We start from the raw sequence: 18,202 nt of genomic DNA on the forward strand, positions 1-18,202 counted from the left end.
TTTACTATGCTGATAAATAAGAATTTAAAGGAAGTAGCTTCGGTTTTTTTCAAATTAGGGTGTATAGCTTTTGGTGGACCTGCTGCACACATTGCTATGATGGAGGATGAAATTGTAACGAAGCGTAAGTGGATGACACGTCAACATTTTTTGGATTTGATAGGAGCTACTAACCTGATTCCGGGTCCAAATTCAACCGAAATGACTATGCATTGCGGACATGAACGTGCCGGGAAAATCGGACTATTTGTGGCGGGTTTTTGTTTTATTCTGCCGGCAACTGTAATTACCTTACTGTTTGCATATTTTTACACTACATATGGCACGCTTCTCGAAGTTGCACCTTTTTTAGCTGGAATTCAGCCAGCAGTATTGGCAATCATTGCTTCGGCTATTTTAAAACTAGGCAAAAAAGCTCTAAAGAATTATCAGTTACTGATTTTAGGAGTTTTGGTAGCCATTACCAGTTTTCTCGGAGTAAACGAAATTTTGGCACTCTTATGTGCAGGGGTTTTGGGAGCCGTTGTATTTAGCAGCTTAGGAAGCACTCAAAATAAAGTTTTTTCTTTTAGTCCTATGATGATGCTGTTGCTCGGTATTACTAAACTTACCAATCTCAAGATATTTTTAACCTTTTTGAAGGTTGGAGCGGTACTCTACGGAAGCGGATATGTGTTATTTGCCTATTTGGATACCGAGTTAGTGGGTAACGGTTGGTTAACACGTATAGAATTAATAGATGCCATAGCTGTGGGGCAGTTTACTCCCGGTCCGGTATTATCTACTGCAACCTTTATTGGATTTCAGTTAGGGGGATTCTGGGGAGCTCTTCTGGCGACATTAGGAATCTTCTTACCTTCCTTTCTTTTTGTACTTATTTTAAACCCTCTACTACCCAAACTACAGAAATCCAGCTTTTTTAGGCATTTTTTGGACTCGGTTAATGTAGCAGCCGTGGCGGTCATGCTTGTAGTATTGTATCGTATGGCTATCACAACTGTGGTAGACTGGATATCGCTAGTAATTTTCGGAATAGCGCTTATTCTGGTTTTTTTATTTAAAAAAGTCAGTGTGATTTGGATTGTGTTAGGAGGCGCGTTGTTGGGATATGCCCTTCTGTATGTGCAAAATTATTTTTAACACTAGCTTAAAGTTGAGATAACATACAACGCTGTGAATTCAAATAAATTTGGGGTATCATATGATATGATTAGTTTCATTAAATCTCATTAGTTTTTGTCGACTTCGATTTTTGAAACAAAGGCTGACTAGGCCGGTCAGCCTTTCTATTGATCAACAGGATGTTCTGGTTTTTAAATAATCATTTAAAAACTTTTAGTTAACCTTAAGTTAACATTGTTATTGGTTCTTTGCGGCGACAAAAACTAATAATAATGAAATTAAAAGTTTCACTAGCAACAGTGTTCTTGCTGCTTGCTTTTAAAGGTTCTTCGCAGGAAGTAACGAACACAAAATTTGGAAAAGGAGTTTTCAATGTTATCGCAAAGGATAGCTCCTGGAGTATGAAATTTGCTGCTCGTATGCAGTTCTTATCTACGACGCAATGGGATATTGTAGATGACAACTTCGGGAAAGCACAATCAAACTTCTTAGTTCGACGAGCGCGTCTTAAATTTGGGGGTTTTGCCTATTCACCTAAGTTACAGTATAAAATTGAGCTGGGATTATCCAATAGAGATATTTCTGGTGCTTCAGAGTTCACTAGCAATGCTCCAAGATACATACTGGATGCGGTGATCAAGTGGAATTTTTACAAAAACTTTACGCTATGGGCGGGTCAAACAAAACTTCCTGGAAACAGAGAGCGGGTGATTTCTTCAGGAAATCTTCAGTTTGTGGATCGTTCACGCTTAAATAGTAGGTTTAATATAGACCGTGATTTAGGATTACAATTACGACATCATTTCAAAATCGGGAAGCAATTCCTGATTAAAGAAGCTTTTGCGGTATCACAAGGGGAAGGTAGAAATGTCACGAGCGGAAACCTTGGAGGGCATCAATATACAAGTAGATTAGAGATACTGCCTTTCGGAAATTTTTTAAGCAAAGGGGATTATATCGGTAGCGCTATTAAAAGAGAAGAAACTCCAAAACTGGCGCTTGGTTTTACTTATGATTATAATAAAGACGCGGTAAAAACGAGGAGTAATTTAGGAGACTATATGGTTACTGACACAGGATTTTACACCACAGACATCACGACCTTCTTTGCAGATGCCATGTTTAAATATAAATCGTTTTCTTTTATGGGAGAGTTTGCACATCGTGATGCAGAGGATGCTGTTGCTGTACAGGAAGACGGTATAACACCAACAGGTGATGTGGTGAATGTGGGAAATGCGCTTAGCTTACAGGCTGGACACATGTTTAAAAATAATTGGGAACTTGCAGGACGATATACCTCAATAAATTATGATGCAATTGTTAATGCAGCGTTAGAAGAACGTTATACTATTGGACTATCAAAATTTATCGTAGGTCATAAACTGAAGGTACAAACAGATTTGACGTATATTACAGAAGCGGGAATTGCAAGGGATTTAGTCTATAGACTGCAATTTGATATACATTTCTAGCAGCTTAGTGATACATAACAGTTTGGTAACATTAGACCCGAATTTGATTTTAATATTTGCACTTTAAAACACCAAAGTAAATGGATAATATTTATATTTTAATGATCGCTGCACTTGCTATACTGGCAATAGCAGATCTAGTAGTTGGAGTTAGCAACGATGCGGTTAACTTTTTAAACTCGGCAATTGGTTCAAAAGCGATATCGTTTAGAACTATTATGATTGTGGCCAGTGTCGGTATCGCTGCAGGAGCAATTTTTTCTAGTGGATTGATGGAAGTTGCGAGAAAAGGAATTTTTGTTCCGGGAGAATTTTATTTTGATGAAATCATGATCATATTTATGGCTGTGATGATCACCGATATATTATTGTTAGACTTTTTCAATACGTTGGGGATGCCTACCTCTACGACGGTTTCTATAGTTTTTGAATTACTAGGTGCTGCAGTGTGTATTGCCTTAATTAAAATTGGAGCAGATGCTGATTTAACAATAGCCGATTTAGGGAATTATATTAACACTAAAAAGGCGATGGAGATTATATCAGGGATTTTACTCTCTGTGGTGGTTGCTTTTTCTGTAGGTGCTATAGTACAATTTATTACCAGAATGTTGCTTTCTTTTGATTTTGAAAAGAAAGCCAAATGGGTAGGCGCCTTGTTTGGCGGGGTTGCATTAACTGCAATTTTGTATTTCATTTTCATGAAAGGAATTAAAGGTACCAATTATGCTAAAATTGTTGTGGATACCATCTACAGTGGTTCTCCTGAACAATTATTAGATTGGGCGAACTCATATTTTAACGCTTCATATGAAACGGTGAAAGAATTGGCAAAAGAGAAAAAAGATTTATTTAAAATAAATATAGAGGCAGGTACTATTGATCTTACCTTACGAGGATTGCTTGAGACGTATGTGCTGCCAATTGTTGCTGTAGGTTTTGTGATTTGTTCTGTGCTGTCCTATATATTAACTGCAGTTTTCAAGATTAATGTATACAAGTTAATTATTGCAGTTGGGACCTTTGCCTTAGCGCTTGCATTTGCAGGAAATGACTTGGTAAACTTTATCGGAGTACCCATTGCAGCATGGCAATCATACGAGGCTTGGGTAGCTTCCGGGATTCCGGCATCAGAATTTTCTATGAATGTATTAAGCTCTAAAGTTGATACACCTACAGTATTATTATTTGTAGCGGGAATGGTAATGGTACTAACGCTATGGTTTTCTAAAAAGGCTCGATATGTTGCTGAGACTGAAATTAATTTATCGCGTGAAGGTGAATCCAAGGAACGCTTTGATTCCAATTTTCTTTCCAGGGGTGTGGTTCGAGGTACGATTTTAATAGGTCAGGGATTGAATGTGATTACCCCAGTACCAATGAAGAAATTCTTGGACAAACAATTTACCAAAAAAGTAGTGAAGCTACCAAAATCTAAGACGTTTGAGATGCCTGCCTTTGATATGGTGCGTGCAGCTGTTAACCTTATGGTAGCTGGAGTTCTTATCTCTATTGCAACCTCGATGAAATTACCGTTATCTACTACGTATGTGACTTTTATGGTAGCAATGGGTACATCCTTAGCTGATAGAGCTTGGGGTACAGAAAGTGCTGTGTATAGAGTAGCCGGTGTACTAAATGTAATTGGTGGATGGTTCTTTACTGCGATCAGTGCTTTTCTAGCTGCGGCGACGATTGCTTTTTTAATCAACCTCGGGGGACCCGTTATGATTGCAGTATTGTTACTAATTGCGGTATTGTTACTAATTCGTAACACTGTAAATTACCGTAACAAGGTGAAAGCAGAAAAAGCAGAGGATAGTCTTACAAAATCTGAAAGTAGCTCTATACAAGGAGTGATTGAAGAGAGCTCTGATAATATTAAATCATTTATTAAACGAGCTAGTAAAATTTATTCAAACACGATGAGTAGTTTGGCCAAATATGATCTTTCGGACTTAAAGAAAAGTAAAAAAGGTGTAGCTAAGCTGGATGCAGAAGTGGAAGGATTGCGGGATAATATTTTTTACTTTATCAAAAACCTTGATGATTCAAGTGTCGGTGCGAGTAATTTTTATATTTCTATCTTAGGATACTTACAAGATATGTCTCAGTCTCTTGAGTATATTGCAAAAGCGAGTCATAAGCATGTTAATAATAATCATAAGAAGCTAAGATTTAATCAAATTAAGGACTTGAAGGAGATAGAACAAGAGCTTAATGATTTATTCGGACAAATAAAAGAAGCATTTAGTAATCGTGAATTTGAACGTATTGATGTGATTATTAACGAAAAGCAAGTGCTTTTTGAAAAAGTAAATGATAAGATCAATCGTCAGATCGAACGAACTCGATCTGAAGAAAGTAGCCCAAAAAATACCACACTATATTTTGGACTCTTGTTAGAAACAAAAGATTTAATAACTGCAACAATGAATCTGTTAACAACGTACAGAGATCATTATAAGAATTAATTTTTTGGTAAAACTAAGGTCAAGCCGAATACTTTTACAGTATTCGGCTTTTTTAGATCATCACATAAAAGGTTATCTTAGAGTAAACAATTGAAATCTATCAGGTTAAATTAATGTTATGAAATATCAGACGGGATGTTAGTTAATTGTTACCAAGTAGGGAATGATATGGTAACTTCTGTTTTAATAGTATCTTTAACCTATAGATTACATAATTAGAAAAGAATGAGTAATAAAGATATTACAATTTTATTAGTTGATGATGAGCCTGATATTCTAGAAATAGTGAGCTACAATTTATCAGCCGAAGGGTTTACCGTGGTTACTGCGGATAACGGAGTTAAAGCTATCAAATTAGCAAAGAAAAGGAAACCACAACTCGTAATATTAGACGTTATGATGCCCGAGATGGATGGCATCGAGGCGTGTGAGCAAATCCGTAAAATACCGGAACTCCAAAACACCATCATTACATTTTTGACTGCTAGGTCCGAAGATTATTCCCAGCTAGCGGGATTTGATGCAGGGGCAGATGATTATATTACCAAACCCATTCGACCAAAAGTTTTGGTAAGCAAGGTTAATGCATTGCTACGTCGTTTTAAGAACGAAGATATATCAGAGAGTGTAGTAAAGATAGGTAACCTGGTTATAAATAGAGATGAATATAAAATTGTAAAAGATAAAAAGGAAATTGTACTCCCTAGGAAAGAATTTGAATTATTATCTTTACTTGCATCAAAGCCTGGTAAGGTCTTCAAACGGGAAGATATCTTAGACAAAGTTTGGGGTAATGAGGTAATTGTAGGAGGTAGAACAATTGATGTTCATATTAGAAAGCTACGTGAGAAAATAGGAGATGAAAGTTTTAAAACCATTAAAGGCGTAGGTTACAAATTTGTAGTATAATGGCAGATTTTTTTAAAAAGTCTTATAGGTTCGCCCTAATGACTTCTTTATATATTACTCTATTGCTAACGCTCGTTCTGGGCGTTTTTTTATATTTCCGTTTGGAAATAGATTACATTGCTTTGTTAACTTTTGCTTTCAGTTGTTTCTGTATCTCATTTTTTGTAATTCAGTATAGAGCAGAACGGTTCATTTACAGGAGGGTTAAAGCGATTTATGATGAGGTAGAATTGTTAGACGTAGATGATATTGAAGGTACTCCGGTAACCACCAATATGGATACTTTAAAGAAGCAAGTTGAAAAATTTGCAAAATCACGCAAATCAGAAATTGAAACCTTGACGATACGTGAAGCCTATAGAAAAGAATTTCTTGGTAATGTTTCACATGAGCTAAAAACCCCATTATTTACCGTTCAAGGCTATATTCTTACCTTGCTGGATGGAGCGATGAATAACAAGGAGATTTTAGAGAAATATTTAAGTCGCGCCAGTAAAGGGGTTGAGCGTTTGATTTATATTATAAAAGATCTGGATATGATCACCAAGCTCGAAACCGGTGATTTACATCTCAACTATGTTAATTTTGATATCGTAGAGTTGATTCAAAGTGTGTTTGATTTATTTGAAATGAAAGCTGCAAAAAAAAATATTCTCTTGGCTTTTGATAGGAGGTATACGCAGCCAATCATGGTTCATGCCGATAAAGAACGTATACAGCAAGTGGTGTCCAACCTGATTGTAAATTCAATCAAATATGGCAAAGAGGATGGCACCACCGAAGTGGGTATAGAGGATTTAATCAGAAACAAACTTATAGTACGTGTAACCGATAATGGGGAAGGAATTGCCCAACGGCATATCCCGCGATTATTTGAACGTTTCTATCGCGTAGATAAAAGTGGTTCTCGTAAAGAAGGAGGGTCGGGTCTTGGTTTGGCTATTGTCAAGCATATTATAGAAGCGCATCATGAACGTATTTATGTTGAAAGTGATTATCATGTTGGAAGCGAATTCTCATTTACGCTGGAAAAAGTGAAAAAGTTCCCCATAGTCAATGTCGGTACTAAAACTGCTTAACCCTTTATAAGAAGATAACTTATATAGCTCTTTCAAAGAGAAATCTTGCTGTTTACAACTGGACGCAATTTTATTGCTATTGAGACGATCAGCCAAATATTCTTGCTCAGACTGCCCCGGAGTAGGTATAAAAAATGCACGTTTGTTTAATTTGGCTAAATCCATGACCGTAGTGTAACCAGACCTCGAAATGATCAAACCGCTACTATTGATAGTGTTTTGTAAATTTTTCCCAGTCAAAAAATTGTGGACGGTTATGTTGTCTTTATGGTAAGTTTTATGCGTTTCCTCTATAAGTCCGCGGATGAAAACAATTCGTTTGTCACTTTGTGTAAATTCTTTAAATAATTTATTTTCCAATAGCGTACGTTGAGGTTCGGGTCCGGATAATAAAACCATAATATCATATTCTTTTGGTAAGTCTTGATAGCAAAACCTGCTTAATGGACCTAAATATGTAACGGGCAATTTTGCTTTTTTGGGATGTCCTAACACTCCACTTAGATTAGGAGAATCAGCCATATCGGGCACCCAACATACGTCAAATTTTTTTATATATTTATTATGTATCTTAGTGCTCAACGCGGTTGTTTTTCCACTTAAAACAGTTAATTGGTGTGTAATAAAAACTGAAGGAACATTCCTGTGTCGTACTCCCAATCTGTTATCAGAAATGATACCATGATAATGATCTTTTGCAACAAGTTCTTCAATTGCTTTTTTCTCAGCTTTAATAGCGCGAACAATTTTAGGACTATTAAGTACCATTTTTAATTTAAAAGTATTCGCCGTTTTGGAGTACTCAATATTGTAGGAAGGAAGCTCTTTAGTCTCTGTATCAGGAAATTCTTTTTTTAAAAGATTTAGAGCAGCCCCATCAGATGCAATAACAGGAGTTAGCCCCTCTTTTATAAGTGCATTGATAATAGGAATGCACCGTGTGGCATGACCCAGCCCCCAGTTGAGAGGAGCAATTAGAACTTTTTTCTTCAAAGTGCTTTCATTTAAGTGGTTAGTTCAATTTGTATTTATAAAAGTAAAGCTATAATTGAATGCATATATTTCCTTAATTTTACCAAAAAATTAAGTTTACATGTCATTAGGTGCTCTTCAGAATATTTTCCTGTTTCTTTGAAAAAAACTTCTCGATAGCATAAACCTTTTTAATCAAAAAAATACAGTGGGTAGTAAGAATAAGCAGAAACGATTTAATGAAAATAAAACCTTTGAAAATGTAATTGAACCTTCCCGTTCAGAAGTTTTAGAAAATTCACTGGGATATAAAGGAGCTTGGAACAAAAAGTTTTTTAAAAATGACAATCCTATCATCCTAGAATTGGGTTGTGGAAAAGGTGAGTATACTGTTGCGCTTGCAAAGAAATTCCCAGACAGGAATTTTATAGGAATTGATATCAAAGGTGCTAGGTTTTGGAGAGGGGCTAAAACCGCAATTGAAGAAAAGATCACTAATGTAGCCTTTATTCGGACCCAAATTGAATTAGTCGATCATATTTTTGCAGAACACGAGGTTTCTGAGATATGGATAACATTTCCGGATCCACAAATTAAATACAAGCGCACGAAGCATCGCATGACCAATCAAGTGTTCCTGGACCGCTATAAGACTATACTAACGCCTGATGGGCTTATGCATTTAAAAACGGACAGCGAGTTTATGCATGGATATACTTTAGGGTTGCTTCATGGTGCGGGACACGAAGTTTTGTATGCAAATCACGATGTATATAAGCAGGCAGGAGCGCCCGAGGAAGTTACATCTGTTCAAACTTTTTATGAAAAACAATATCTGGAAAAGAATAAACCCATAACTTACATCCAGTTTAAGATCTCTTAATTAAACTATATCCGTGGAGGCTACAAAACTTTTTTTAATTACTTTTTTTGCATCAATGGTTGGGGTTATACCGCCGGGTTTGATTAATATGACGGTTGCCAGAACCTGTCTCGAGAAGGGTAAAAAGAACGGAATTCTGGTCGCTGTTGGAGCATCCTTAGTTGTTTTTGCACAAGCCTTGGTGGCTATCTTATTAGCAAAATATATTTTTTTCAATCCCTTTGTGAGAACTATGTTATTGCGAACCGGAGCAGTGATTTTTTTATTATTAGCGGTTTATTTTTTTGTCAAAGCCAGACAACGCCGAACTAAGATTAAAGTTCGTAGCAACGATGATACACGCAGTTTCTTAAAAGGTGTGATGATGTCTGCTATCAACGTTTTGCCAATTCCATATTTTTGCGCTATTGCTGCAGGAATGAGCGTGAGTGGAAATATAGATTATGATTATATTGAGATCGTCTCATTTGTACTTGCTGCTGGATTAGGAACATTTGTTACACTATATTTATATGTACTTTCTTTTTTAAAGATTGAAACAAAAACTGAATCTATCACAAAATACTCCAACTATTTTATGGGTGTTTTAATGCTTATATTAGTGATAATAACGATGGTGAGAATTGTTTACACCTGGTAGATGGCTACAAATGATAATTTTTTCGAACGGGTATACGACGTAGCAAAAAAAATTCCTTACGGTCGAGTAACTACGTATGGCGCGATTGCAAATTTTTTGGGTGCTAAGCAAAGCGCACGAATGGTAGGTTGGGCTATGAATGCCTCTGCTAAACATGAAGATATCCCAGCACATCGTGTGGTCAATCGAGTCGGGTTATTATCCGGAAAACATCATTTTGAAGGTACCTCTGTGATGCAACAACTGTTAGAAGCCGAAGGTATACAAATCGAAGATCATAAAGTAGTAGATTTTGAAGCCCACCTTTGGGATCCGGCGAAACACCTATAATTACTACAGATTTTTCAGGTGAACAATTAAGATTTGAAAGACAATCGTCTTCAATTATGATGATATAAATCATTTCAATTTTCTGCCTTCTTATTTTCAACTTTTCAAGGTATCTTTGTGCGATCATTACGACTCATCTTAAAATGAGTACATATTAAAGGATCAAAAATGAAGTTAGAGAAAGAAGCAATACTGAAAGCCTTAAAAACTATAACTGTAGCAGGAGAGGGAAAGAACATGGTAGAAAGCGGAGCGATCACCAACGTAATTACTTTCGGAGATGAAGTGGTGGTGGATATGACGCTTGCTACTCCGGCCCTGCATATTAGAAAACGTGCTGAAGTTGATGTGATGAAGGTGATTCACGAAAAAGTGTATGAAAAAGCAAAAGTCAAAGTTAATGTAAAAGTTGAGGCGGCAGCTGCAAAAGCAGAAGTCCCGAAGATAAAAGGGAATCCAATCCCCGGGATTAAGAATATTGTGGCGGTAGCCTCAGGAAAAGGGGGAGTAGGTAAATCTACAGTTACTGCAAATCTAGCAGTTACTTTAGCCAAAATGGGATTTAAGGTAGGCTTGTTAGATGCCGATATTTACGGACCGTCTGCACCGATAATGTTTGATGTAGAGCGGGAGCGTCCACTATCTGTTAAAGTTGGTAATGCATCAAAAATGAAACCCGTTGAGAGTTATGGAGTTAAAATACTTTCTATTGGGTTTTTTACACAACCTGATCAGGCCGTCGTTTGGAGAGGTCCTATGGCAGCAAAAGCACTAAACCAAATGATTTTTGACGCAGCTTGGGGTGAATTAGACTTTTTATTAGTTGATTTACCTCCGGGAACAGGTGATATACACTTGTCTATCATGCAGTCGCTTCCCATCACAGGGGCGGTAGTGGTAAGCACGCCTCAAAATGTGGCACTCGCCGATGCTCGTAAAGGAGTTGCGATGTTTCAACAAGAAAGTATAAGTGTACCGGTATTAGGTATTATCCAAAACATGGCGTATTTTACACCAGAAGAGTTACCGGAAAACAAGTACTATCTTTTTGGTAAAGATGGCGCTAAAAATCTAGCTGAAGATTTAAATGTGCCATTTTTAGGAGATCTTCCGTTAGTACAGAGTATTCGAGAGGCAGGAGATGTAGGGAGACCAGCAGCTTTACAAACAGCTACGCCTCTAGAAAAAGCCTTCGAAGAAATGACACGTAATGTGGTACAAGAAGTGGTGAATAGAAACGAGTCTTTACCACCAACCGAAGCGATTAAAATAACTACCATGGCAGGTTGTTCTGCTGTAAAAAAATAGATCATGACATCGCAAGAAATAAAACTAAATGTAGAAAAAGCGCTTGACGAAATACGTCCTTTTTTAAGAAGTGATGGTGGAGACATTGAGTTAGTGAGTATTGAAGAGGATAAGATTGTCAAAGTTCAATTACAAGGGGCTTGTGTAGGATGTAGTGTAAATCAAATGACGCTGAAATCGGGTGTGGAGATGACGATTAAAAAATACGCTCCCCAAATAGAACAAGTGCTTAGCATCGAATAAGGTTGCTATTTTTTAAATTCTTTTAATTTTTGAGGTCCTTCTAACGGAATTCGGACGATTTTTAAAACACCATCATCCGTTGTTGCTATTTGCCATTTAATTAAGGTGATGGCTCCGTTTTCAATTTCCATCCCCGTAATCGATCTTGGATGCACACAACTACCTGCATTGAATAAAGCTGGTTCTCCGACTTCTGGAAATCTCGGTCTGTGGGTGTGCCCAATCATTGTAAATTGATTAGTGTTGGCTCTAATCCAGCGTTTAAAACGACGTTCCACTTTTATGGTTTCTTTATAGTTTTTTGCAGGACTGGTGGGATCTGCTATACCAATAACCTGTAGCGGTCTCCATAAGATTCTGACCAAAAAACGATGAAATCGCCAGCCAACATAATTCATGAATTCGGCTTGATGCCCATGTACCAAAAATAATTCTTGTAAAGTTTCGGTATGTTGTAAACGTACCGCCTCATGATATTTAATGTTTGGAAACAGCGGCATCTTTCGATTTAATTTTCGATCAAAATATGCGTGTAGATGTTTTTTTATATAATCAGGATCACGATACACCATGTCGTGATTTCCCCAGATCATTACCAATCTGCGTTCGAGATGAAATTTTTTAAGCAGTTGAAACACATTTTCATGCGCTCTAAAAATAGTGTCAAACCTACGATTTTCCCATAATTCATCCCCATCACCTAATTCACAATACACAAAGTTTTCTTTGTAATAATATTTTAGGGCATGGGTATAAATATTGCGATTGTTTGAAAACTCATCGGCAAAACTATTATCCCCTCGATGACAATCACTAAAAACAATAAATTTAGAGGTATCATCAAAAGGAAGTATTGGTGCATTGATGAACGCACGGTTTATACGGGATTGAGAAGAAAAAACCATAGTTAATCCTTTGATTTAAAGGTTTCGGAAATTTAGTAAAAGCTAAGATCAGATGAAAGCTTCAAAAGTTAAGGGGAAATTAATATTTTATCTTAATATATTCTAAAAATAAAGAGGTAATACATGGTTTTCACATAATATTAATGATTTCCAAGCTTCATGTTCTTTATCTTGCAGTACATTAACTAAAAACTATTCAAATTATGAAAATTAGAGATGAAGACGACAATACGTCTGAAGATTATATTATCCAAGACAATAAAAAAACACGCGTAGGTACTACGATAATCGTGGTGACTTTGGTAGTTCTTATTGTAGGAATTATAATATCAGGAATATATTTTGAATTTCTATAAGCTGCTGCTAAAAGCAACTATGTATGTTACTCATTAAAATTTTAGTGCTTAGTATGATTCATATTATTCCTTCATCAATTGAGGAAGAAGCGATGATCGCGTTGTCGCATTATCCTGAGCTGCGTGATACCCCTATAGAATTTAAATTTACCGATAAAGTCAGGAAGTCTACCATGCAGGCTCAGCCTACTTGGGGAAGTTTTTTTAGAACAAAGAAAAATCGAAAATATATAATTTTGATGAGTCGGCGGTTTAATATTGAAGGAGAAAACTTTTTGATAACTGATGTGCCATCCGAAGTTCTGATTGGTTGGTTAGGGCATGAGCTGGGGCATGTAATGGATTACAGAGAAAGATCCTCTGCCGGAATGCTAATTTTTGGATTTAAATACTTGTTTTCTCAACGTCACATTCAAGAAGTAGAACGAACTGCTGATACGTATGCTGTGCGACACGGCATGGGTCAGTATATTATTGCTACTAAAAACTTTATTTTAGAACATACAAGTTTATCAGATACGTATAAAAACAGGATAAAACGACTCTACTTATCACCTGAAGAAATCATGCAATTGATAGAAGAAAAAACAGACTGATTAAACAGTCTGCTTTTCTTTTATAAAACGTTCCCATTCTCCAAATTTTTCTTCTCCCATGACGCGCTCCATTTTGACCTGGCCGCCTTTCTTTTTATTTTTCTCATTCCAGTCATAGAATAATGCAGGATCAATAGATGTAACCTTAATTCCTTTAAGGGCTTTGGATCGTGCAACTCTATAATTCTTATTGGCTGTTTGTAACGACTTGTCAAGGAATTGTGCCAGTACATCATTGTCCACGTCGGTTTTCGTTCCCAGATACCAAGAGTGATAAAATTCATCGTCGATGCGGACTGCTGCTAACGTAAATTCTGGAACTTCCAGGTTAAATTTCTCTTCCAGTTCTTGTATAGCGGTATTCATTTTATTTACGGACAGCTGAGACCCCACAACATTGAGAAAAAATTTTGTTCTACCGGTAATTTTTATTTCTGATCTATCCAGATCCGTGAATTCAATAGTATCACCTATCAAGTATCGCCAGGCACCAGAAACGGTGCTAATTAATAATACATAGTCTTGATGCAATTGCACGTCTTTAAGGCCAATAGATGGGGCATCTTGCGTGATGGATCCGTCTTGATTGATATACTCTGGTTTAAAAGGGACGAACTCAAAATAAATTCCGTTATCCGTAATCAATCGCATAGAAGTTGTCTCGGGACGCTCCTGATACGCCATAAATCCTTCGGAAGCCAGATAGGTATCAATAACTGTTATGGGATGTCTTAGAAGCGAATTGAAGCTTTTTTCGTATGGCTGAAAGGCTACGCCTCCCGAGGTGTATACTTGCAGATTGGGCCAAATATCGTGGATGGTTTCTAGTTTATGATAGTTGATCACCTCTTGCATCATAAGCTCCATCCAAGAAGGAATGCCACTAAGTGCACCAATATCCCACTGTTCGGCATTTTTTGCTATTTCGGAGACACGTTCGTCCCAATCATCAATTTTTGCGATATTTTCTCCCGGTTTATAATAGTTTCTAAACCAATTAGGGATATTGCTAGCGCTGATACCGCTAATCTCACCCTCAAGATGATCTTCTTTTTCTGTCAAATCTGTTGAGCTACCCAGCATCATGATATCTTTTTCAAAAAAATCTGCAGGTAGATCAAAGTTTGACAATGCGCTAACTTGCTTGATACCTGCACTGCGTATAGCTTCAATCATTGCTTCGGTAACCGGAATACGTTTACTGGTTTTTCCTGTAGTTCCAGAGCTTAAAGCAAAATAGGGAGGTCTTCCCGGCCAGGTGATATCACTTTCACCATCATGTAATTTACTCCACCATTGTTCGCTAATTGTATGATAATCAAAATAAGGAATGGCCTTAGCAAAAAGCTTAGCAGGGTCCTCAGCGTTAAGAATGTCCTCAAACTTATAGTGTCTTCCAAAAGCAGTGTTCTTTGCCGTAGAAAGTAAATCTTGTAATACCTCTTGTTGCGCCTCAACTGCATTTTTTTCCGGAGTTAATGCATCTTTTAGGTGAATAGCACCTTTTATTATGGATCCTAGAACAGCCATGATTTTAATTTTGTTGTTTGGTTAAAGGTTGTAGATTAATATAACTATATCGTATATCACCTATATGTTCATAATTTTCTTGCATATCAATTAAGGTCCCCCAGCCAAAATTTCTTTCGATATCCAATTCGTCATATTGCTGCATCAAATTATCAGAAACCAGTAAATATTCATCTACCGAAATGGAATTTTTAAGAAGGCGATGGGCTACAATAATGTCCTCACCAATAAGTTTAATTTTATTGCCAATGCGAGTTGCGCCAATCTCTCCAAAATGTAGGATGATCTTAAGTCCCAAGACTTCAGGAATATTAACTTCATACTCAGGAAACTCTTCGCTGGTTCTTAATTTATGCAGTTTTTCATAAAAACGAGTGTAAAACAGGCGGCACTGCGTTATAAGTTCCTTGAAACTTGGCAGTTCACCACTTTTAAAAAAAAGTACGGCGTCACCTTCAATTTCAGAAACTTTTAAACCAATCTCATTGCTGTAAATGATTTGATTAAGCAAAGAAGGGATAACCTTAGAGCTTACTTCAATATCCGTTTCGCTCATAAACTTAGTAAAACCGCTAATATCCGGTATACAAATTAGGGTGGGTTCTATATTCATTAGGTTTGTTTAAGATACATTGTGTAAAAGCTTTACAATGGGTTCAACATCATTTTCATTTTCGTTGTGTTTTTTAATATCCTGACCAATCATTAAAAATTCATTTATCAAAACTTTCTTATGACTGGGGTGAAAATCCGGAATGCGATATATCCCCAGTAAACTTTGCGTCATTTTATACATTACTGAAGCATCCTGCTTTGAGTATTTACGTATAGGTTCAAATATAATACGCATCAATTCCTGTGTTGGAATTGTTGTTATTATTACCCGTAAACCATCTTTATCAAATTGTACTTCATAAATATCAGTATAGGTCAATTTTTTTCTAAGAAGTAAACATATCGCATCAATGGCATTAATCGCAGTACCCGGATCGTTAATACCTGGGGACATTGCTTTTACGGCAATTTCCATTAGTTTAATAAGACCATTGAGATATCCAGTCCCATCTTTTTTTCGTTCAGAGATGCGAATACCATCCAAAACATTGTCTTTTTCTTCTTGTGATAAGGGATGTTGACTTTTTAAAACAGGATCCCCTTGTATAATATATTGATCCTGATACGGCAGGATCTGTAGTGTTGTTTTAATTTGTCGTGTTGTCTCATCAAACAAGCTCTCGCTCCACCCTCTGTAATATCCCGAACTTTTGCTATAAATAGTAGTCCATTCTGAAGTGTCGGGAGCTTGTTGTATAGTAGAATCTTTGTTGCGCTTTTTTTCATCATCTACAAGTTTATCTGTCCGGTTATAGATCTCCTGAATAATATTCTGAATTTGAATTTCTTGGGATATGTTATGGATAAAATATACGAAATTAGCTAAGCAGAAAATTCCTAAGATGGCAGAGATCATAACAGAAAACCCGATAATGTTTTCAGTGTCCGGTCTGGATCGAACAGAGATTAATACAATCATACAGAACAGCAAAGTACCAATATAAATTCCTAAAATGATTTGATGTTTAATGTCCGAAATAAGCCCTGGCAATAATCTGGGAGAAAAGTTAGAAGAAGCTTGATTGAGTACCACCATAACCATAGTAAAACTAAAGACGGTGAGTGTAAATAAACCACCTATAAAGGTAGATAAAATAGTTCTTGCAGTTTCATCATTTTGAATGACTAAGAATGGAAGTGTATTTTTCAAATCCTGAATTACGGGATATTGTTCTACCGCCAGGACAACTAAGGATGCAATAAAATAACCAAACGAAACAATGATAGGATAAAAAGCTATACTACGTGTAACACGTTTTAAAAATCTTCTGATTTTTATCAAATAAATATTCATTGTTACTTTAAGTTCAAAAATTGATAAGAAATTTGTGCCCGACTTTCTGTTTCCGGAGGTTAAATTAAAGATTACTGTTGAGCTTAAATAGTACGTTATATTACAATTAACATTATTTAATACAGTTGTTAAAATGAAAGTAATTCTATGTTAATCTTAGCATAATCCTCAAGGTATCTCAGGTAATTAATTGTCGAATTATTTAACTAATTACTATTTTTAAATTAAACAGTTTTTCACCTTTATACTAAGTTTAGCACATAAGCATAGCTTGGAGGTTCTCCATTAATCAAGTGGATATTTTATAATCTATAATATGATACTAAAGCAACCTCTGGTAAAAGAAATAATATCCAATCCTGAAAAAGCGGCTGTGGTAGCTAATCTTATTTATCTTAATGATGACAAAACTAATTTTTCTATACGGCGCAAACGTGCTGATAAGGATTTTGTGTATGAACAGGATGGAGAAATAATTGAGGAAGAGGTAGCCATAGAGCGTATTGAAGCATTGGTAATTCCTCCAGCCTGGGAAAACGTAAGAATAACTCATATATCAAACGGCCATTTACAGGTAGTGGGTAGAGATCTCAAAAACAGAAAACAATATAAATACCATCCGCTTTGGAGTAAGATTAGAAACCAGACTAAATTTTTTAAAATGGCTTCTTTTGCAAATATTCTTCCCAAAATACGTCGTCATGTTGAGCAAGACTTAGAGTTAGAGGGAATGCCCAAAAGAAAAGTGTTAGCTCTGGTGATTAAATTAATGGAAGAAACGCATATTAGAGTTGGTAACGAGTATTACGCAAAACGCAATAAGACGTATGGACTCTCAACGCTGCGATCCAAACATATATCAAATGTAAAAAATACACTTAAATTTCATTTTGTAGGTAAAAAGGGAAAGGAACATAGTATTACGCTGCGTAATAAAAAATTAATCCGGCTTGTCAATCGATGTGAGGAAATACCTGGCTGGGAGCTATTTAAGTATTTTGATGACGAAAATCAAAAGCAAACTATTGATAGTGGTATGATTAATGAGTATATACAAGATATCAGCGGAGATCTGTTCTCAGCAAAGGATTTTCGTACTTGGGCGGCTACGGTGGTATTTTTTGAAGCTTTGCGTGACATTGGGTATACCAAAGATGAAAAGCAAAATCAGAAAAATATATTAATTGGTTTTGATGCCGCAGCTATCGCTTTAGGGAACACGAGAAATGTATGTAGGAAATATTATGTACATCCTGAAATTGTGAATAGTTACAAGGATGGTAGTATTGTTTCATATTTTGAAGCTGTGGACGAGGATAACATGTCTGAAAATTTAATGTCTCAAACAGAAAATGTAGTTAGAGATGCTATCAAAAATTTCAGAATTGAAGTTTAATGTAAATAAAGAGGCCATGAATAGAAAGTCAAAATTGGGAAGTTTTGTAAGTTATTTTACAATCTATACACTGGT

The 18,202-nt window shown here is 36.2% G+C and carries 18 protein-coding genes; 13 read left to right on the top strand and 5 right to left on the bottom strand.

Translation table 11 applies throughout. The annotated features are described in order from the left end of the window. Positions 1-6: 6 nt before the first annotated feature. From chrA to BD809_RS01610, 5 genes are all read left to right on the top strand, one after another. Entirely contained in the window at positions 7-1,140 is a 1,134-nt protein-coding gene (gene chrA, locus BD809_RS01590; protein ID WP_148781197.1) for a chromate efflux transporter, read from the top strand. A 254-nt stretch (positions 1,141-1,394) separates the two neighbouring features. Continuing rightward, positions 1,395-2,597, top strand: a complete 1,203-nt coding sequence (locus BD809_RS01595) for a porin (RefSeq protein ID WP_148781198.1) — start codon at positions 1,395-1,397, stop codon at positions 2,595-2,597. A gap of 80 nt (positions 2,598-2,677) precedes the next feature. Further along, positions 2,678-5,071, top strand: coding sequence for an inorganic phosphate transporter (locus BD809_RS01600; protein ID WP_148781199.1), 2,394 nt, complete (start codon positions 2,678-2,680; stop codon positions 5,069-5,071). 225 nt (positions 5,072-5,296) lie between these two features. Further along, entirely contained in the window at positions 5,297-5,980 is a 684-nt protein-coding gene (locus tag BD809_RS01605) for a response regulator transcription factor (RefSeq protein ID WP_148781200.1), read from the top strand. Continuing rightward, positions 5,980-7,059 carry a sensor histidine kinase gene (locus tag BD809_RS01610; protein ID WP_148781201.1) on the top strand — a complete coding sequence of 360 codons (1,080 nt, stop codon included), beginning with the start codon at positions 5,980-5,982 and terminating at the stop codon, positions 7,057-7,059. Before BD809_RS01605 ends, BD809_RS01610 begins: the two co-directional genes overlap by 1 nt. On the opposite strand, the gene BD809_RS01615 is transcribed toward BD809_RS01610, so the two are convergent. Beyond that, a complete protein-coding gene (locus tag BD809_RS01615; protein WP_148781202.1) occupies positions 6,997-8,052 on the bottom strand; it encodes a glycosyltransferase in 1,056 nt (351 codons plus the stop codon). The two genes, BD809_RS01610 and BD809_RS01615, sit on opposite strands and share 63 nt — an antisense overlap. Positions 8,053-8,239: 187 nt before the next feature. Here BD809_RS01615 and trmB point away from each other — a divergent pair, with 187 nt between their 5' ends. From trmB to BD809_RS01640, 5 genes are all read left to right on the top strand, one after another. Then, entirely contained in the window at positions 8,240-8,914 is a 675-nt protein-coding gene (gene trmB / locus BD809_RS01620) for a tRNA (guanosine(46)-N7)-methyltransferase TrmB (protein ID WP_148781203.1), read from the top strand. Positions 8,915-8,927: 13 nt separating this feature from the next. Beyond that, positions 8,928-9,554 (top strand): LysE family translocator, encoded by a 627-nt coding sequence (locus BD809_RS01625; RefSeq protein WP_148781204.1) that lies wholly within the window; start codon positions 8,928-8,930, stop codon positions 9,552-9,554. Continuing rightward, the gene (locus BD809_RS01630) at positions 9,555-9,884 is read left to right on the top strand and encodes an MGMT family protein (protein WP_148781205.1); all 330 of its coding nucleotides are present in this window, start codon (positions 9,555-9,557) and stop codon (positions 9,882-9,884) included. A 168-nt stretch (positions 9,885-10,052) separates the two neighbouring features. After that, a complete protein-coding gene (locus tag BD809_RS01635; RefSeq protein ID WP_148781206.1) occupies positions 10,053-11,192 on the top strand; it encodes an Mrp/NBP35 family ATP-binding protein in 1,140 nt (379 codons plus the stop codon). A gap of 3 nt (positions 11,193-11,195) precedes the next feature. Next, entirely contained in the window at positions 11,196-11,435 is a 240-nt protein-coding gene (locus tag BD809_RS01640; RefSeq protein WP_148781207.1) for a NifU family protein, read from the top strand. Positions 11,436-11,440: 5 nt separating this feature from the next. Here BD809_RS01640 and BD809_RS01645 read toward each other — a convergent pair whose 3' ends face one another. Further along, positions 11,441-12,340, bottom strand: coding sequence for a metallophosphoesterase family protein (locus BD809_RS01645; protein ID WP_148781208.1), 900 nt, complete (start codon positions 12,338-12,340; stop codon positions 11,441-11,443). A gap of 203 nt (positions 12,341-12,543) precedes the next feature. Between BD809_RS01645 and BD809_RS15525 the strand changes: the two genes are divergently transcribed. After that, the gene (locus BD809_RS15525; RefSeq protein ID WP_170251722.1) at positions 12,544-12,696 is read left to right on the top strand and encodes a hypothetical protein; all 153 of its coding nucleotides are present in this window, start codon (positions 12,544-12,546) and stop codon (positions 12,694-12,696) included. Positions 12,697-12,719: 23 nt separating this feature from the next. Next, positions 12,720-13,292 carry a hypothetical protein gene (locus tag BD809_RS01650; RefSeq protein ID WP_148781209.1) on the top strand — a complete coding sequence of 191 codons (573 nt, stop codon included), beginning with the start codon at positions 12,720-12,722 and terminating at the stop codon, positions 13,290-13,292. Here the strand turns inward: BD809_RS01650 and BD809_RS01655 are convergent, their stop codons facing one another. Genes BD809_RS01655 through BD809_RS01665 form a run of 3 tightly spaced genes read right to left on the bottom strand, consistent with a single transcriptional unit; the run spans position 13,293 to position 16,731 of the window. Then, positions 13,293-14,822 carry a GH3 family domain-containing protein gene (locus tag BD809_RS01655; RefSeq protein WP_148781210.1) on the bottom strand — a complete coding sequence of 510 codons (1,530 nt, stop codon included), beginning with the start codon at positions 14,820-14,822 and terminating at the stop codon, positions 13,293-13,295. It lies immediately after the preceding gene. 4 nt (positions 14,823-14,826) lie between these two features. Then, complete coding sequence (locus tag BD809_RS01660) at positions 14,827-15,435, bottom strand: DUF2652 domain-containing protein (RefSeq protein ID WP_148781211.1); 609 nt, start codon at positions 15,433-15,435, stop codon at positions 14,827-14,829. A 9-nt stretch (positions 15,436-15,444) separates the two neighbouring features. Further along, positions 15,445-16,731 (bottom strand): DUF2254 domain-containing protein, encoded by a 1,287-nt coding sequence (locus tag BD809_RS01665; RefSeq protein ID WP_148781212.1) that lies wholly within the window; start codon positions 16,729-16,731, stop codon positions 15,445-15,447. Positions 16,732-17,047: 316 nt separating this feature from the next. Between BD809_RS01665 and BD809_RS01670 the strand changes: the two genes are divergently transcribed. After that, positions 17,048-18,127 (top strand): DNA topoisomerase IB, encoded by a 1,080-nt coding sequence (locus tag BD809_RS01670; protein ID WP_148781213.1) that lies wholly within the window; start codon positions 17,048-17,050, stop codon positions 18,125-18,127. Positions 18,128-18,202 lie beyond the last annotated feature (75 nt).

The sequence above is a fragment of the Aquimarina intermedia genome (assembly GCF_008124785.1).
In the GTDB taxonomy this organism is placed as follows: Bacteria; Bacteroidota; Bacteroidia; order Flavobacteriales; family Flavobacteriaceae; genus Aquimarina; species Aquimarina intermedia.

Bases quoted from the DNA above. Each gene is read 5' to 3' on its own strand.
- BD809_RS01650 (WP_148781209.1), top strand. From the start codon at position 12,720: ATGTTACTCATTAAAATTTTAGTGCTTAGTATGATTCATATTATTCCT.
- BD809_RS01655 (WP_148781210.1), bottom strand. From the start codon at position 14,822: ATGGCTGTTCTAGGATCCATAATAAAAGGTGCTATTCACCTAAAAGAT.
- BD809_RS01645 (WP_148781208.1), bottom strand. From the start codon at position 12,340: ATGGTTTTTTCTTCTCAATCCCGTATAAACCGTGCGTTCATCAATGCA.
- BD809_RS01630 (WP_148781205.1), top strand. From the start codon at position 9,555: ATGGCTACAAATGATAATTTTTTCGAACGGGTATACGACGTAGCAAAA.
- BD809_RS01665 (WP_148781212.1), bottom strand. From the start codon at position 16,731: ATGAATATTTATTTGATAAAAATCAGAAGATTTTTAAAACGTGTTACA.
- BD809_RS01605 (WP_148781200.1), top strand. From the start codon at position 5,297: ATGAGTAATAAAGATATTACAATTTTATTAGTTGATGATGAGCCTGAT.
- BD809_RS15525 (WP_170251722.1), top strand. From the start codon at position 12,544: ATGAAAATTAGAGATGAAGACGACAATACGTCTGAAGATTATATTATC.
- BD809_RS01660 (WP_148781211.1), bottom strand. From the start codon at position 15,435: ATGAATATAGAACCCACCCTAATTTGTATACCGGATATTAGCGGTTTT.
- BD809_RS01595 (WP_148781198.1), top strand. From the start codon at position 1,395: ATGAAATTAAAAGTTTCACTAGCAACAGTGTTCTTGCTGCTTGCTTTT.
- BD809_RS01670 (WP_148781213.1), top strand. From the start codon at position 17,048: ATGATACTAAAGCAACCTCTGGTAAAAGAAATAATATCCAATCCTGAA.
- BD809_RS01600 (WP_148781199.1), top strand. From the start codon at position 2,678: ATGGATAATATTTATATTTTAATGATCGCTGCACTTGCTATACTGGCA.
- BD809_RS01610 (WP_148781201.1), top strand. From the start codon at position 5,980: ATGGCAGATTTTTTTAAAAAGTCTTATAGGTTCGCCCTAATGACTTCT.
- BD809_RS01640 (WP_148781207.1), top strand. From the start codon at position 11,196: ATGACATCGCAAGAAATAAAACTAAATGTAGAAAAAGCGCTTGACGAA.
- BD809_RS01635 (WP_148781206.1), top strand. From the start codon at position 10,053: ATGAAGTTAGAGAAAGAAGCAATACTGAAAGCCTTAAAAACTATAACT.
- chrA (WP_148781197.1), top strand. From the start codon at position 7: ATGCTGATAAATAAGAATTTAAAGGAAGTAGCTTCGGTTTTTTTCAAA.